The sequence below is a fragment of the Arthrobacter sp. TMT4-20 genome (genome assembly GCF_054510775.1).
In genome coordinates this window covers 13,137-27,614 of the sequence record NZ_JBTNDW010000019.1, presented here as the reverse complement: position 1 = coordinate 27,614, position 14,478 = coordinate 13,137, and the positions used below count along the sequence as shown (strand labels likewise).

Genomic DNA, 14,478 nt, shown 5'->3' with positions numbered 1-14,478 from the left:
AGGCCGTGCGTGAGACCACCCGAATCGACTGGTTTCTGCCAAGTGCCACGATCGATGCCCCAGCTGGCCAGTCCTGAGCACCAAGACCGTGGCCATGCCCGGTTCTAACCGGAACTTGGGCATCGACACGATCGTTGGAAAGGCATGAACAGACGCATTGTTGTTCCGATTGTGGTCCTGTTGGCCTTCGCGGTTGTTGCCGTCGGGTTGTATCTGTTCCAGCCGTGGCGGATATTCACAAGTTCAACCGTGACCGAGGACATTCCTTCCGTTACGGAGACTTTCACCTCTGCGCCCGCCCAATCCGGGCAGCCATCGGTTGAGCCCTCCCAGCCATCGGTTGAGCCCTCCCCGATCGCTCCTCGTGAACTTCTTACGGGTGACCTGATCAGTCACGAACATGCCAGCACCGGTACCGCGAAGATCATTGAACTCGCCGACGGGAGCCAGATCCTGAGGTTCGAAGGCCTGGACACCTCCGACGGCCCGGACCTTCGGGTGTGGCTTACCGACGCCCCCGTAATCGAGGGAGTTGACGGGTGGCATGTCTTTGACGACGGTGCCTACCTTGACCTGGGTGCTCTCAAAGCCAACAAAGGCAACCACAACTACGCCATCCCGTCCGGGGTAGATCTGGCCGCCTATAGCTCGGTCAGTATCTGGTGCGAACGCTTCGCTGTCTCCTTCGCCGCCGCCGAATTGAGGGGATAAGTTTCGTCCTGAGCCAAGGACAGGGGGCAGCCGCGTCGATCACTGCCAATGGCACCCCGCCAGGACTCCAACTAACCAGGACTGAATTAGGCTCCGGCCATCCCGGGCCCTGTCTCTACGTCTTTTGAGTGCTGTGGCCGGACGTTTCGTGTCGTGACGGCTTCGGCAGCTCAAGCGCGATATGCCCGCACCGGTATGCGAGTTACGGCGTTGGACAGGCGGCGCTTCCGGCTGCAGTAAGGCGCGGGGTTGAAGCCGGACTTGCCTTGGGTTGGAAGGAATTCGTCGGTGACGCCGGCCGCTCCATCAGTCTCGAGCACTCCGGCGCCTCAGCGGACTACAAACGACTGTTCCAAGAATTCGGTATCACCGCGGAAGCAGTCGTAACCGCCGCCAAGGAATCCCGGAAAGACCTTCAGGTCTAGCTACCCGCCTGCAGGGCCGCCGTCCACCCCGAAAGCGGCGGCCCTGGCCTTCGACGCTGCGGAGCAACCCGCAATTGCCACGGGATGACCGGCAGTATTCGCAGACATGCAGCCATACCTATCACTTGCGCCGTAGGCAAGACCTCAGGGGAGTGGGGCCACCGATCATTGATATGAGGCAACCTATATTGGTGAACGCCATTAATCGGCTCCGTTGGCGTCGATCTGGTCGAAGGCTGCGGTGAGCTCGTCGGCCGCCAGCAGGGTGCGCCGCTCCGCGGCCGGCAGATTCTTGTATGTGTAGGTCATCACCGCCGTCGGTGAGTTGGTGCGGCCGAGTGCGTGCCGGACGATGGTCTTTCTTGCTGCCGCAAATCAGGATCCCGACCGTGTCGTTGTGGGCTGCCCGGCGGAGCTTGTCGTCGACCGGAGCGACTTAGAAGTTGAGCTTGCCGGCGTATTCGGGTTGGAACTTGCCGGTCTTGAGTTCGATGACGGAGTAGCGCAGCTGCTCGACGTGGAAGAACAGCAGGTCGAGATGGAAGTCGTCCCCGCCGACTTTGAAGTGGACCTGCCGGCCGACGAACGCGAACCCGGGTCCGAGCTCGCGGAGGGTGTCGACGATGCGGTCCATGAGGGCTTGCTTAAGGTCGCGCTCGGCGACTCGCCGGAGAGGCCGAGGAACTCGAAGGCGTACGGGTCCTTGGCTGTCTGCTGCGCCAGCTCGGAGTCCGGGGCGGGCAGGCTGCGCGTGAAGTTGGACGGCGCGGTTCCGATGCGTTCCATGGACTGGTTCATGATCATGTTCGCCAGGACATTCCTGGACCAGCCATACTCGCCCCGCGGCCGATGCGTACCAGCTACGGGTCTTGGCGCTAAAGTTCCTGTCGAGGATCGTACGGATGTGGCCCCAGGGCGATTGCGCCACAGGCTGTGGCGCCATTGACTCCCCCGGCGGCCGCCTGGCGGAGGCGGCGATGTACCGCAGGTTCCGGGGCGAGAAACCTGTCATGTCGGGAAACTCTGCCGGAGGTCCTCGGCAAGCCGGGCAACGATTTTACTCCCCCATCCGTCCAGGTTCTGACGCGCAAGGATGTCGCGACCAATCCCACAGTGCAACTCGATCAGCTCGATGTTGACCGTTCGCCAGGCTCTCCGACGGGCGCGGTGCACACGATCCTTCAGCGCCTGCAGCGTCAACCCATGCTCATCAGGCAGCGCCACGTCAAAGGTTGTTACAAACCCCATCCTTTAAGGCCTGCAAACGCTGACGTGTTGCAGCCCATGCCTGTCGGAGGCAGCGCCCTTGAGTGCCCCGTACCACCTATCGGACCCTGCAACGCATTATCGAGTCGCCATGGCGACGTTCCTCTACCGCGCTACCGGCACGCCATGCCGGTCCGCGGCGTCCTAGTGCGGCCCTCCACCTAACGAAAGGTAAACTATCGGCACTACAAAACCCTAGTCAAAGCATAGTTATCAACGTCTTTCGGCGTTATCGCTCCAAGAGGATTGACGCGGTGCGATTGCGGTGATAGTTCCCTCCTAGCCTGGGCAGAACCCCGTCCGGTCCGCAGTTCAGAAGACTTCCCCCTGCAACTCATGAGCGCGACGGCCTTCGGATAGTGCTGATCTACTCATCGACCGAACCAATTTGGTATAACTGCTGGCCCGTAAATGGGGCTGTTACGCTGAGAATGAGAATAGGGGGAGCGTCGCGATGGTGCAGGGCAAACTTTTCATTATTGGTGGAGTCCTACTAATCACTGGACTCCTGCTGTTAGCTCCAGGCGTCACGGGGTATTCCAGGGCAATAGCCAGTGACGGTGGGCTTGCTCCGTCGACTTGGATACTTCTTGCCGGAGGCGGGTGCATTGCAATCGTTGGGGTCGTGATTCTGTGCCGCGCACTTGTTCAGAGCCGCCGGCGTTCAAGGACGGTGCAAACTTACGACTCGCGAGAGGCTGCAGATTTCTCAACCCCTCGGCCTAAAGTTTTCGGCGAGAGGCCAGCTTGGATGGACCGACCTGCGAACCACATGGGCGATAACCACGGGCACAAGCGCGATTGACACGAGATAGATTCAATCCTTTCGGGATTGCTAAGTATTTCAGACTATCGCTTTTTCGCGATTTACCTCCATAGTTTCGGATATGGACCGCGCCCTGAACCAGTACGCCCCGGATCTGGATTGAAGCCTCCCGCCATGGGAGGAAGATCCGCCGAGGTAGATACCTTTTCAGTGATGGTCCCGCGCGCAGCACATGGTCTGCACAACCGTGGGATGGCGCTCTCGGGCTCCGTGGCGTCGGTAAGACGGGTTCTCCTGAATCATCTACCGAACTCAATGACCGGCCGCGTAAAACCCTCGACGGAATCACGCCCGCATACGCCATGCAACAACTACTATTCGAACCAGAAACCCCTACCGTTGCGACGACCGCTTGAATACACCGATCCCTTACCGCGACAAGCAACCAAGCAGGTGGGATTTTGATGAAATAGGGTTCAGTATTACTTTCCCATTTCAAGGCTGGGTGAACTTCGGGTGCCATGGGGTATCCCATGAGAGGGCTTGACGATACGTGGCTTACGACCCTGTCCTACTTTTTGCCGTCCTGGGGATGTTCGGAACCGGACTGCTAGGCCTGATTCTCCTCGTTGTTGGAGCGAGCTGGTTCATATCAAATCCGAAACAGGACGGTGAATCGCTCCTCCATGGTAAGCGAGCGAAAATGCTGGCGCTCTGCGCCGTCAGCTTTATCTTTCTGGGGATCGGCATCATCCCGTTCACAGGGCTTTTCCTTCCACTCTTGGGGTATTGATAAGCCCCTCTGCCATACCAGGGATTCAAACAAAAAATCGCTAGTGGATCCCTTGCTTCAACACGAATCGAGTCAATCAGCACCGACCGTCACTTCTCGACCGAGGACCATCCCCTATCTCTCTGTTACTGCGCTTAGCATGGTTGAATGGGGACCGTCTTAGATGAGCAACAACGTTATATTGTTCCGATCGTCGCGGTCGGCGTATTGATCACCGCAGCGTACGCGCTGATCGGTGCTTTACAGATTCTCGTGTGGAACCCCATGGCCGCCGTTCCCGGTATGAGCCTCCAAGAGATCAAGACTGCCATGTCGTCTGCAAACGAACAGCTAGTGGAAGCTCCGGTTTATGCATGGGCACTTATCGGTCCGATCCTCGCGCTTATCGTCGGTGCCTTCGCTATCGTCAAATACCCTGATTTGCCGTGGATGATTACCCGGTTCTTCTTGATCATCGTCATGCTCGGGATGCCTACCTACTTCTTCGCCTCTTTTAATCCTGGAATGAGCATCGCTGACGCGTTCGCCACCTCGGGCGGAGACCACGCTCCTTGGAGCAATATTCTCTACGGCATGAGCATCCTCTCGCTGATCCTCCTACTGGGGACCTCTACAAAGAAGGACCAGCCGCATCGGGACGCCACCTAGCTCTACTCGGATCCTTCGATCGATAATGGCCCTGGTACCGCGACTACTGTTCATTACGCGGATGAATCCCTACACATCACGCTGTGCAACGGCGCCCTTAAGCATCGATCCCCCACCGCAACAACTGCTTTACCCCCCGCCACAAGACCGGGAAGTCCGTCGATTAATGCATAAAGCTTCGACTGCTGTGGCGGCACCAAGCATGACGACTGTGCCGAAAGTAGTGCCGAAGGCGACAAGTATCGCTCCGACCACCCACAGGCCGGTCAAATCCATGGCAGATGCAGTGCTGATCCATGCAAGCGTGAAGGAGGCAGGAATCACCAGTAATGCCACGGCGAAATGCAACATTCTGTAGGCGAGCCCTACCACCACCACGCCACACACGAGCGCGCCCACTCCTTGCCATACCTCATAAGGGCCAGCCATTTCACCGGTCGCCGAATCGAACTGGTACTCGGAATCCCAGCCGAACCACCCGAACCAAAGGCCTGATGACAAGAGAGAAATTAGGACGACAGACAACCATTGCTTAAGGGGCGGCCGGTTAGGGCTTCGGGTCAGGCGCATCCTCCACTCTATGTCTCATGCAACAACCCATTCATTCAGCCCGTCTAGCCTTTTAGGCACAACATTCCCGTGTACGGATTTGTACTATGCCCGTAAGCCGATCCTTTACCGGACGGTCGAGATCTCGCCGGGACAGATTACTTTGGGTGAGGAGAAATCCGAGTTATCCACCAGGAACGTGGCCTGTTCCCAAGGTCGGGCGGCGGCGAAGTAGAGGCGTTGTCCTCCGACGTACCTCCGCATCTTTGGGTGCTCAGGGTCGGGGCTGCTGCCATTTCGGACTGCCATTCGTGTCGCAGTTTCTTTGAACGGAACGTCCAGGAATACCGAAGCATCCCAGCAGGAGTTGAGTTCGTCACGGTGCAGGAACATTCCTTCTACTACGACCACCGCTTCCGATGGTGCGTGGATGGGGTCCACTTGTTTCGTTCGGTCCATTGCTGGGTCATAGGAGGCCGGCGAGTACCAGCCGTCCCCCTTAGGCCCGAGGGGGTCGAACACCTGATTCTTTAGGGCCGCGTAGTTGTAGGTATCTTCCCAAAATCCTTCGGGAGAAGTGCGTCCCTTCGAATGCCTGACAGCCGAGGGGTTGAGGAAGTTGTCGGCGTGGATGACGATCACGGGTCGATCCTGGATCTCCGATACCAGGTTTGCGGCGAAAGATGTCTTGCCACTGCCATCTACGCCGTCGATTGCCACGAACCGGCGCCCTGGACCGATGGCGCTGAGAATGTCTGTCGCGAGTGATCGCATGAACTTCTGCATGTCGCAATATTGTCAGAAGCGGCCTCGAACCTGTGTCCGTAAGCCGGTCCTTCACCGCGACACTTTTTCGCCGTCCCCCGACCGCAAAAATCCCATGTTGTGAATCGCAGCGGTGAATGGCGTGGTTTTCGCAGCGTTTGATGGCCGACCAACGTCTATATCAGGATGGGTTTGCGGTGCGTGGGGTCGGGTGGTGTTGCGTGGAACGGTTGAGCCGGAGGTCTTCCATCAGGACAGATCCGATTTGATCGAGTTGGATCAGGGTGTGGTTCTGGTCCAGGTGTTCTGAGAGGTGGATCGTTGCCAGTGCTGGCGTGGACCGTCCCATTCGCGGGCGACGTCAGTCAGCCATATCGTCGTGTTGGGGTTCCATCCCGCGATAACCGTCGACGTGTCTTTATCGATTCGCAGCGCACGGTTGGCGTAACCCAGGTATGCCAGGACTGTCAGGTGAACTGCGTCCCACTGTTCTGCAACCTTTTCCCAGTCCGGGATCACCCACCTGCCGTCATACCCGGTGCACCGGAACCAGTCATGGCGCCGCGACGCCGTGACCTCCAATGGGTACTCACGGCACAACGACACCCAGTCATCGTCTGTATGAACCTCATAGGTCCGGCCAGCACCACGCACGGGGAGCGCCGTGGCGTGCTCCCACCCGGGAGAGTCCTCGATGAGGTTTAATCCCAGCGGTATGCGCCCGAACGATTGCAGGGCTCCTTCCGGGAAGGACCACCATGTTCCTGACCAGTTGGCGTGAGGATCCTGTGGTCGTTCCTTCTGCGCGCGGGACTCCTCGGCTCGCGCACCGTGGGCCCAGGCCGACAGGGCTTTCGCAGGTTCCCTCTGTAGCGGTGCTGGGTCCTCTGCTGATCGCCAGTCAATGGACCATTGTTCGGTCTGCCGTTCGTCCGACCACCACGTGGTGGAGGGTGAACGGCGGATCTGATTTCCGGGTCCAACTCCATTGCCACTTCCAGGCACAAACGCCGCCCACGAGGCCCCGCCAACAACACCTGCGTGCCCGTAATCATTCACTCACCCTACGCGCGAGACCACAGCACCACCTAGAAGGATCACCACGCCTCCGGGTACGACGACCGTTCATCGATCCCGCACCGCGACGTTCGTACGTGGTGGAAATCAGTGTGAGTTGGGGGCAGCTCCTCGTTTGGATGTTGTGGTCAGAAAGCTGATGGCTATGCCGGTCAGGACTAGCGCTATCGCCGGCCACAGGACTCCTGCCCAGTCCAGCAAACAGAAATCCGTTGCCACTCTCATTGACCAGGAATACAGTTCCTAGCAAGCCGCCGCACAGCTGGGTCACTCTGGAACTGCAATCACAGAAAAGCACTACATCGCCAAGGCAACCCAGTCGCCGAACCTCACCGCGGTCCTCCAGAAGTTTGGGACCGCATCACTATCCCGTCCGGAGGACATGTCTATGTGAGGACCACTCACCGTCGCTGAGGCCCAGACGGACGGAATGCAACACCCAAGGCTGATCCCGAACATCTGAAAGCGTGTGGTTGAGCCGTCGCAGGACAGAAACGAGGCCCTCCCACCCAACGTTTCCCGCAGGTCAGAGGGCCTTCAGAGTGGAGCTTAGGGGAATCGAACCCCTGACCTTTTCATTGCGAACGAAACGCTCTACCAACTGAGCTAAAGCCCCGCAAAAAGTACTGTAGCAAATCGGTGCCCGCAGCCGGAGTAACCTCGGAGAATGACCGCACAACGCTCCGCCGAGGAGCAGACCGAGATCAACGCCTGGCCTGCACTTTGGGCCCTGGTCATCGGATTCTTCATGATTCTCGTTGACTCGACCATCGTCTCCGTGGCCATCCCGGCAATCATGAACGGACTAGGAGCCGACCTCGACAGCGTGGTCTGGGTCAACAGCGCCTACCTTCTGGCGTTCGCCGTCCCGCTGCTGATCACCGGACGCCTCGGCGACCGGTTCGGCCCTCGCCGAATCTACCTCGCCGGCCTGACGGTGTTCACCCTGGCCAGCGTGTGGTGCGGGATGGCCGGGTCAGTGGAGATGCTCATCCTGGCCCGGGTCCTTCAAGGACTCGGCGCGGCGCTGATGACACCCCAGACCATGGCCGTCATCACCCGCATTTTCCCACCGGAACGCCGGGGTGCTGCGATGGGACTGTGGGGATCCGTGGCAGGCGTCGCCACCCTCATCGGCCCGGTGCTTGGCGGCCTGCTGGTCGACTCGCTGGGCTGGGAGTGGATCTTCTTCGTCAACGCACCGGTCGGCGTCGTCGGCCTAATCCTCGCCTACCGTCTGGTCCCCCGACTTCCGACCAACAGCCACAGCTTCGACTTCCTCGGCGTGGTCCTGAGCGCCGCGGGTATGTTCTGCCTGGTGTTTGGTATTCAGGAGGGCGAGACCTATGACTGGGGTACCATCGCCGGACCCATTTCGGTCTGGTCGCTGATCATCACCGGCGTCGTCCTGCTCGCGACCTTCATCCTCTGGCAGCGCTATAACCGCAAGGAGCCCCTGGTGCCGCTGGGGCTGTTCAAGGACCGCAACTTCTCGCTCGGCAACACCTCGATCTTCGCGATGGGCTTCGCCATCACCACTGTTGCTATCCCCCTGATGTTGTACGCCCAAAACGTTCGCGGCTTTTCCCCCACCGAAGGCGCCCTGCTGCTGACCCCCATGGCGATCATCTCCGGCTCGCTCGCCCCGCTGGTGGGGCGACTGGTCCAGCGCGGCAACCCCAAATACATGGCTGTCTTCGGATTCTCGGCCATGTCGGTGTCACTGTTCTGGCTAGGCGCCATCATGACTCCCGACATGCCCGTCTGGGCGTTGCTGCTCCCCATCTCGTTGCTCGGCCTGGCGAGTGCCGGCATCTGGGCTCCGGTTTCCCTGACGGCTACCCGCAACCTGCCTCGGTCCTCCGCGGGCGCCGGCTCCGGCGTTTACAACACCACCCGGCAGGTGGGGGCCGTCCTGGGGAGCTCTGCCATTGCGGCGATGATGCTCTCCCGTTTGGCCGCCAACATTGGCGACGGCGGAGCCGAAGCCGTGCCCGGACAGCAGCTTTCCGAAGCACTACAGCCCGGATATGCGGCGGCCATGGGCCAGTCCCTTTTCCTGCCGGCCACGGTGATCCTCATCGGACTCGGCGCCGCCCTGTTCTTTGCCCGCCCCCAGCTCCGGACCGGCTGGGCAGACGACGAATCGCCGTCGAGCGTCCCGACGTCGCCAAACGCAGCAAAGTAGCCACTTCGGGGCGGCCCCTTGGTGAGCAACCCGGACACGCGGGGCCAACCTGGACATCGGGATGGCCGACGACGGCGGACACCACGGAGTGGTTGCCTCTGGGAACTACCTGTACGCTCTAGTCATGGCTGACGACACCGCAGAAACTATCGAAGACTCCGCAACCTCCGAGAAGGTCAAAGAAGTCAAGGAAGTCACCGACGACTTCGCCATCCGGCAGCACACCACAGCGTCGGGCCTGAAGTACACGAGCACTACCGGCCGACTGGTCCTGCGCCGGGAGGAAACGAAGGACGGGAAGTCCGACGGGTTCAAGCCCAAGGCCGAAATCTTCATCGTGGCCTACACCAAGGACACCGAGCCCGACGACGACGGCGGCCAGACTCCCACTCGACCGGTCACCTTCGCGTTCAACGGCGGTCCCGGCTCGGCGTCGATCTGGCTTCACCTGGGTTTACTCGGCCCCCGCCGGGTCGATTCCGGCGATACCGGAGCCATGACTCCCGCACCGTTCGGGCTGGTGGACAACCCCGAGACACTCCTTGAACACAGCGACCTGGTCATGATCGACCCCGTCAACACCGGCTTCTCCCGCGTCGTCGAAGGCGAGAAGTCGGACGAGTTCCACGCGTTCATCGAAGACCGCGATCTGGTGGCCGAGGTCATCCGGCTCTGGACCACCCGCAACAACCGCTGGCTCGCACCGAAGTACCTCGTCGGCGAATCCTACGGAACCCTCCGCGCCGTCGCCGTCGCCGGCCGGCTGTTCGACGCCTACGGCATGGCCGTGAACGGCCTGGGCCTCATCTCCACGGTGCTGAACATGTCGACGCTGCGGTTCTTTCCCGGCAGTGACCTCCCGTACGCCCTGCACATCCCCACCTACGCGGCCATCGCCCACTTCCACGGCCGCCACCCGGGGCGCGACCTCGCCGACGTCGTTAGTGAAGCCGAAGCTTTTGCCGCCCGCGACTACGGGTACGCCCTGACGCAGGGCAGCCGACTCAGCGCTGAGGAGTACGACGACGTCGTCGCCCGACTGGCCGCGATTACCACCCTCGACGCGGACTTTGTCCGCCGCACCAACCTGCGGTGGCAGTACGGTGAGTTTGCCGCGGAGCTGCTCCGGGCGGATGGGCTTGCGGTTGGCCGGATTGACGGGCGGTTCACGGCGCAGCCCGCCAGCCTGCAGAGCTCCACCATGACCGATGACCCGAGCATCCGCGCCATCACCGGTCCGTACGCGGCAGCCATGAACCACTACGTGCGCGCCGAACTTGGCTACGAAAATGACTTGCCCTACGAAGTCCTCACTGCCCGGGTACACCCGTGGAGCTACAAGACCTTCGAGGGGGCACCCGTGGATGTGAGTCACACCCTTGAGCGGCTCCTGGTGCACAACCCCTCCCTCCGCGTCCACGTGGATTACGGCTACCAGGACGGCGCCACCCCGCATTTCGCGGCCGAATACGTGTTCGCCCACATGAATCTGACGGACCAGATGAAAGACCGATTCACGCACCACTATCACGAGGCCGGTCACATGATGTATCTAAAGCCTGAGTGCCGGTTGGCGCAGTTGGCGGCGCTGAAGGAGTTCGTGACGCACACCGGCTAGCCGCTATGCGGGCCATTCCCAGTTTCCTTCAAGCCAAACTATAAGTAGACTTAGGTTTCCCGTGGAAACCCTCGGTCCTCCAATAGATAAGGAACATGTCGTGCTGCTGAAGAGAATCCTGTGGACCCTCGTCCCCGTCATTGCCTCCAAGCTGCTCAAAAATCGACGTGGCAATAACGAGAACACCCGCGCCAACAAGACCCGGTACAACAAAAATCAGGGCCACTAGCCCACTGGATGATTGATCCGAATGAGCTAGCCGACCGCCGAGACGGCTACGTTGACCTGCGTTCCTATGCAGCAATCGGCGACGGGCGAACGGTTGCCCTGATCGCCCACGATGGATCGATCGATTGGTACCCCACCCCCGACCTCGACTCCACCCCTGCGTTCGCCCGGCTGCTGGACGCCGACGACGGCGGCGCGCTGGAGTTGTGCCCGGCTGAACCGTTCACCGCCACACGGGCTTATGTGGACGGCACCAACGTCCTGGCCACCATCTACACCACCAGGTCCGGCACCGTCCAGGTCACCGATTCCCTGAACACGGGCGTGGCAGGTCGACTGCCCTGGGGCGAGTTGGCCCGGCGAATCGAGGGCCTGACCGGGAACGTGCCGATGCGCTGGGCAGTCCGGCCCGGCAACTGCTTCCAGACCGCCTCACCCTGGGTCCAGTCCACCGACCACGGAGCAGTGTTGATGGTCGACGGCACCGCGCTGGGCGTCCGCGGCATCAACGAGGGCGATGTAACCATCGAGGGTCAGGCAATTTCCGGGGCCCTCACCACCGATCCCGGCTCACGCCACCTCATCGCTGTCGTCTCCACCCACGACGAGCCCCTGCCACTCCCCGATCCCCAATCAGTGGACGCCGGTATTGAACGAACCATCTCCAACTGGCAGACCTGGTCCAGGGAGTTCAGCTACGACGGACCCTACGCCGAGCAGGTGCTCCGGAGCGCCTTGGCCCTGAAGCTGCTGATCCACAGCCCCTCCGGTTCAATAGCCGCAGCCGCGACCACGTCGCTACCCGAGAGCAGGGCCGGCGGCAAGAACTGGGACTACCGGTACACCTGGCTGCGGGACACCGCCTACACCCTTCATGCGCTGGTCCGGACCGGAGTGCGCGAGGAAGTCCACGCCGCGGTGTCCTGGATGCTCAAAAACCTTCGCACCCAGGGCAGGGACCTGCAGGTCTTCACCCGCCTCAACGGAGAGATCCCCGCGGGCACACGCACCCCGGATCTTTCCGGCTGGCGAGGAATCGGCCCGGTGGTCGACGGGAACCCTGCAGCTGGCCAACTTCAGCTGGGCGTCTTCGGGGACCTGTTCGACATTGTGCGACTCTACGTCGAGGCCGGGCACGTCCTGGACCCCACCACGTCCCGCCAGCTCGCGGACATAGCGGATCTTGCGTGCAATACCTGGCAACAGCGCGACGCCGGCATCTGGGAACTCCCCGAGGAGCGGCATTACACCACCTCGAAGCTGGGCTGCTGGCATGCACTGGATAGTGCAGTGAAACTCTCCGAAGCCGGGCAACTGCAACGACCCGCCGAGCGCTGGCGGGCCGAGCGCGATCGGATCCGGGACTGGGTCGAAGCGAACTGCTGGTCGGAAGACCGGCAGAGCTACGTCTGGTATCCCGGCTCCCAGGAGTTGGACGCCTCGATCCTGCTGCACGCCATCAGCGGCTACGAGCGCGGACCGCGAATGTCCTCAACCATTGATGCCCTGCGGGGCGAGCTTGGAGCTGGCCCCCTCCTCTACCGGTACAGCGGCATGCAGGACGAGGAATCCACCTTTGTCGCCTGCGCCTACTGGATGGTGGCTGCCCTGGCCCTGGTCGGACGCAAGGAAGAGGCACGCTCCCAGATGGACGAACTGCTACCTCTGGCGAACGACGTCGGCCTGCTGGCCGAAATGATCGACGCCGATGACCGGCACGAGTTCATGGGTAACCTGCCGCAGGGTCTGAGTCACCTGGCCTTGATCACCGCCGCGCTATCCCTGTCCGACGGCGAGTAGCGCCACCCACTCACAGCTGGTGGTGGGTAAACCGACCACCCAGCAGGGTGGCCAGAACCGGGATGTCGGCGATGTCACCGGTCGGAACCTCCAGCGGCGATGCCTCGAGGACAGCGCAGTCAGCAAGCATCCCGGCGGCCAGCCGGCCCTTGATCCCACCGAATCCGGTAGCGTCCGCGGATCCGACCGTATAGATGCGGAGGGCTTCCGCAGCGGTGAGCCGTTCGGATGCGGCACCGAAAATGGCGCCGCCGGAGGTCAGGCGGTCCACGTAGGACTGGATGGAGCGCAGCGCTGTCCCATCAGCACAAGGCCGATCGGAGCTACCTGCCATCCGGATGCCCGCGTCGAGGAAGGACTTGGCCCGGTAGGTGAATGCCGCCCGGCGCGCCCCCAAGGACAGCGCCATCGCGTCGCCTATCGGGCGGAAGAAGGAGGCTTGAGGCGCCACCGCTACCTCCAGGGCGGCGAGTGCCGACAGCTGGTCCGGTCGGACCACCGCAGCGTGCTCGATCCGATGCGGCAGGCTCCCGTTGGGTCGATCAGGAAACTGGCGGAACGTGTCGATTGCCAGGTCCATGGCAGCGTCGCCGATCGCATGCGCGGCGATGGACCAGCCGGCACGGTGCGCGTCAACCATCTGCCGCCGCAGGGCCAACGGATCATCCAGCAGATAACCCTTGTTGACGCTGCCGGTGGCGTAAGGCTCGGTCTGCGCAGCCGTCTCGCTGGAGAGCGCGCCATCCAGGAAGATCTTCGCCGGGCCCAACGACAGCATGTTATCGCCGAACCCGCTGTACATCCCAAGGCCCAGACCGGCGCCCGTATCTGACTGCAGCGTCTCGATGGCGGGCATCAGCTGCGCCCGGGCGTGCAGCTTCCCCGCTGTCCGGGCGTCCTGGAACGCGCCCAGTTCGTCTGGTGCATGACCAATCCAGCCGCCCCCAATGCCGGCATCGGTGAAGCTGGTGATCCCCTCACTCGCGTACCGGGCGCTCGCCCGGTCGATGGCCGCGACCAGGGTTTCACGAGCGTAGGGGCGGAGCAGGTCAAGGACCAGGGCCTGGGCGGTTTCCTGCAGCAGGCCCGTCGGTTCCCCCGAACCGTCCCGCACAACCCTCCCGCCGACCGGATCGCTGAAGTCCTGGGCAAGAACTCCCGCCCGCCGGAGGGCCTCCGTGTTGGCGATTCCACCATGGCCTGAAGTCCGCCTGATGAACAGTGGTCGCCCTCCACTAACCCGGTCCAGGGCACCCCGGTTGGGGAACTGACCGCCGAACCGGTGGTGGTCGAACCCGCTGGCAACCAGCCAACCGCCGTCGTCGTCCGCCGGAGCCTGCGCCGCCGCATGGAGGCGGGCATACACCTGCTCCAGATCGGTGAGATGGGACAGGTCCACCTCACCGAGGGTGAGCCCGAACCAGGCGGTGTGGCAGTGCGCGTCATTCAGCCCCGGAATAAGGACCCTGCCCCGCAGGTCAATAACCTCTCTGGCGCTAAGGCCCGCCAGCTCGGTGTCGAAGCCGACGATCCGCCCGTTCAGGATGCCAACGCTCCCCGCTGCAGGACGCTGGGCGTCCATGGTGATGATACGGGCGTTGGTGAGGATGAGATCCAGCAACATGGTCAGCTCCCGAGCGACAG

At 61.8% G+C, this 14,478-nt stretch carries 13 protein-coding genes, 1 tRNA gene and 1 pseudogene; 8 read left to right on the top strand and 7 right to left on the bottom strand.

Annotation, left to right across the window (positions count from 1 at the left end; genetic code table 11):
- The first annotated feature begins 144 nt into the window (after window positions 1–144).
- Together ACX80Z_RS14735 and ACX80Z_RS14730 are read left to right on the top strand one after the other, a co-directional pair.
- On the top strand, window positions 145–711 hold the full coding sequence (locus tag ACX80Z_RS14735) for a DM13 domain-containing protein (protein ID WP_019484086.1): 567 nt from the start codon (window positions 145–147) through the stop codon (window positions 709–711).
- A 215-nt stretch (window positions 712–926) separates the two neighbouring features.
- Window positions 927–1,136 (top strand): annotated as a pseudogene (locus tag ACX80Z_RS14730) (transketolase-like TK C-terminal-containing protein); the annotation flags it as partial.
- A gap of 436 nt (window positions 1,137–1,572) precedes the next feature.
- On the opposite strand, the gene ACX80Z_RS14725 reads toward ACX80Z_RS14730, so the two are convergent.
- Both ACX80Z_RS14725 and ACX80Z_RS14720 read right to left on the bottom strand, forming a co-directional pair.
- Window positions 1,573–1,770 (bottom strand): PDDEXK nuclease domain-containing protein, encoded by a 198-nt coding sequence (locus ACX80Z_RS14725; RefSeq protein ID WP_459316384.1) that lies wholly within the window; start codon window positions 1,768–1,770, stop codon window positions 1,573–1,575.
- Between the two features lie 374 nt (window positions 1,771–2,144).
- Complete coding sequence (locus tag ACX80Z_RS14720) at window positions 2,145–2,384, bottom strand: DUF1016 N-terminal domain-containing protein (protein ID WP_459316383.1); 240 nt, start codon at window positions 2,382–2,384, stop codon at window positions 2,145–2,147.
- 1,337 nt (window positions 2,385–3,721) lie between these two features.
- Between ACX80Z_RS14720 and ACX80Z_RS14715 the strand changes: the two genes are divergently transcribed.
- Window positions 3,722–3,961 (top strand): hypothetical protein, encoded by a 240-nt coding sequence (locus ACX80Z_RS14715; RefSeq protein ID WP_459316382.1) that lies wholly within the window; start codon window positions 3,722–3,724, stop codon window positions 3,959–3,961.
- A 147-nt stretch (window positions 3,962–4,108) separates the two neighbouring features.
- Entirely contained in the window at window positions 4,109–4,609 is a 501-nt protein-coding gene (locus ACX80Z_RS14710; protein WP_459316381.1) for a hypothetical protein, read from the top strand.
- A 129-nt stretch (window positions 4,610–4,738) separates the two neighbouring features.
- Here ACX80Z_RS14710 and ACX80Z_RS14705 read toward each other — a convergent pair whose 3' ends face one another.
- The 4 genes from ACX80Z_RS14705 to ACX80Z_RS14690 all read right to left on the bottom strand — a co-directional run bounded on the left by ACX80Z_RS14705 (window position 4,739) and on the right by ACX80Z_RS14690 (window position 7,616).
- A complete protein-coding gene (locus tag ACX80Z_RS14705) occupies window positions 4,739–5,110 on the bottom strand; it encodes a hypothetical protein (protein ID WP_459316380.1) in 372 nt (123 codons plus the stop codon).
- 174 nt (window positions 5,111–5,284) lie between these two features.
- Complete coding sequence (locus ACX80Z_RS14700; RefSeq protein WP_459316379.1) at window positions 5,285–5,944, bottom strand: nucleoside/nucleotide kinase family protein; 660 nt, start codon at window positions 5,942–5,944, stop codon at window positions 5,285–5,287.
- A 258-nt stretch (window positions 5,945–6,202) separates the two neighbouring features.
- Window positions 6,203–6,529 carry a hypothetical protein gene (locus ACX80Z_RS14695; RefSeq protein ID WP_459316378.1) on the bottom strand — a complete coding sequence of 109 codons (327 nt, stop codon included), beginning with the start codon at window positions 6,527–6,529 and terminating at the stop codon, window positions 6,203–6,205.
- Window positions 6,530–7,543: 1,014 nt separating this feature from the next.
- Window positions 7,544–7,616 (bottom strand) — tRNA-Ala (locus tag ACX80Z_RS14690).
- A 51-nt stretch (window positions 7,617–7,667) separates the two neighbouring features.
- Here ACX80Z_RS14690 and ACX80Z_RS14685 point away from each other — a divergent pair.
- The 4 genes from ACX80Z_RS14685 to ACX80Z_RS14670 all read left to right on the top strand — a co-directional run bounded on the left by ACX80Z_RS14685 (window position 7,668) and on the right by ACX80Z_RS14670 (window position 12,834).
- Entirely contained in the window at window positions 7,668–9,188 is a 1,521-nt protein-coding gene (locus ACX80Z_RS14685) for a DHA2 family efflux MFS transporter permease subunit (RefSeq protein ID WP_459316377.1), read from the top strand.
- A gap of 124 nt (window positions 9,189–9,312) precedes the next feature.
- Complete coding sequence (locus ACX80Z_RS14680; RefSeq protein WP_459316376.1) at window positions 9,313–10,806, top strand: S10 family peptidase; 1,494 nt, start codon at window positions 9,313–9,315, stop codon at window positions 10,804–10,806.
- Between the two features lie 100 nt (window positions 10,807–10,906).
- A complete protein-coding gene (locus ACX80Z_RS14675; RefSeq protein ID WP_459316375.1) occupies window positions 10,907–11,035 on the top strand; it encodes a hypothetical protein in 129 nt (42 codons plus the stop codon).
- Between the two features lie 8 nt (window positions 11,036–11,043).
- Window positions 11,044–12,834: a glycoside hydrolase family 15 protein gene (locus tag ACX80Z_RS14670; protein ID WP_459316374.1), complete on the top strand. Its 1,791-nt coding sequence runs from the start codon at window positions 11,044–11,046 to the stop codon at window positions 12,832–12,834.
- Window positions 12,835–12,844: 10 nt separating this feature from the next.
- On the opposite strand, the gene ACX80Z_RS14665 is transcribed toward ACX80Z_RS14670, so the two are convergent.
- Window positions 12,845–14,458, bottom strand: coding sequence for an amidohydrolase (locus ACX80Z_RS14665; RefSeq protein ID WP_459316373.1), 1,614 nt, complete (start codon window positions 14,456–14,458; stop codon window positions 12,845–12,847).
- Between the last annotated feature and the right edge of the window lie 20 nt (window positions 14,459–14,478).

Excerpts from the sequence above, each read along its gene's own strand:
- ACX80Z_RS14735 (WP_019484086.1), top strand. The coding sequence starts at position 145 with ATGAACAGACGCATTGTTGTTCCGATTGTGGTCCTGTTGGCCTTCGCG.
- ACX80Z_RS14725 (WP_459316384.1), bottom strand. The coding sequence starts at position 1,770 with ATGGACCGCATCGTCGACACCCTCCGCGAGCTCGGACCCGGGTTCGCG.
- ACX80Z_RS14720 (WP_459316383.1), bottom strand. The coding sequence starts at position 2,384 with ATGGGGTTTGTAACAACCTTTGACGTGGCGCTGCCTGATGAGCATGGG.
- ACX80Z_RS14710 (WP_459316381.1), top strand. The coding sequence starts at position 4,109 with ATGGGGACCGTCTTAGATGAGCAACAACGTTATATTGTTCCGATCGTC.
- ACX80Z_RS14700 (WP_459316379.1), bottom strand. The coding sequence starts at position 5,944 with ATGCAGAAGTTCATGCGATCACTCGCGACAGACATTCTCAGCGCCATC.
- ACX80Z_RS14685 (WP_459316377.1), top strand. The coding sequence starts at position 7,668 with ATGACCGCACAACGCTCCGCCGAGGAGCAGACCGAGATCAACGCCTGG.
- ACX80Z_RS14680 (WP_459316376.1), top strand. The coding sequence starts at position 9,313 with ATGGCTGACGACACCGCAGAAACTATCGAAGACTCCGCAACCTCCGAG.
- ACX80Z_RS14670 (WP_459316374.1), top strand. The coding sequence starts at position 11,044 with ATGATTGATCCGAATGAGCTAGCCGACCGCCGAGACGGCTACGTTGAC.
- ACX80Z_RS14665 (WP_459316373.1), bottom strand. The coding sequence starts at position 14,458 with ATGTTGCTGGATCTCATCCTCACCAACGCCCGTATCATCACCATGGAC.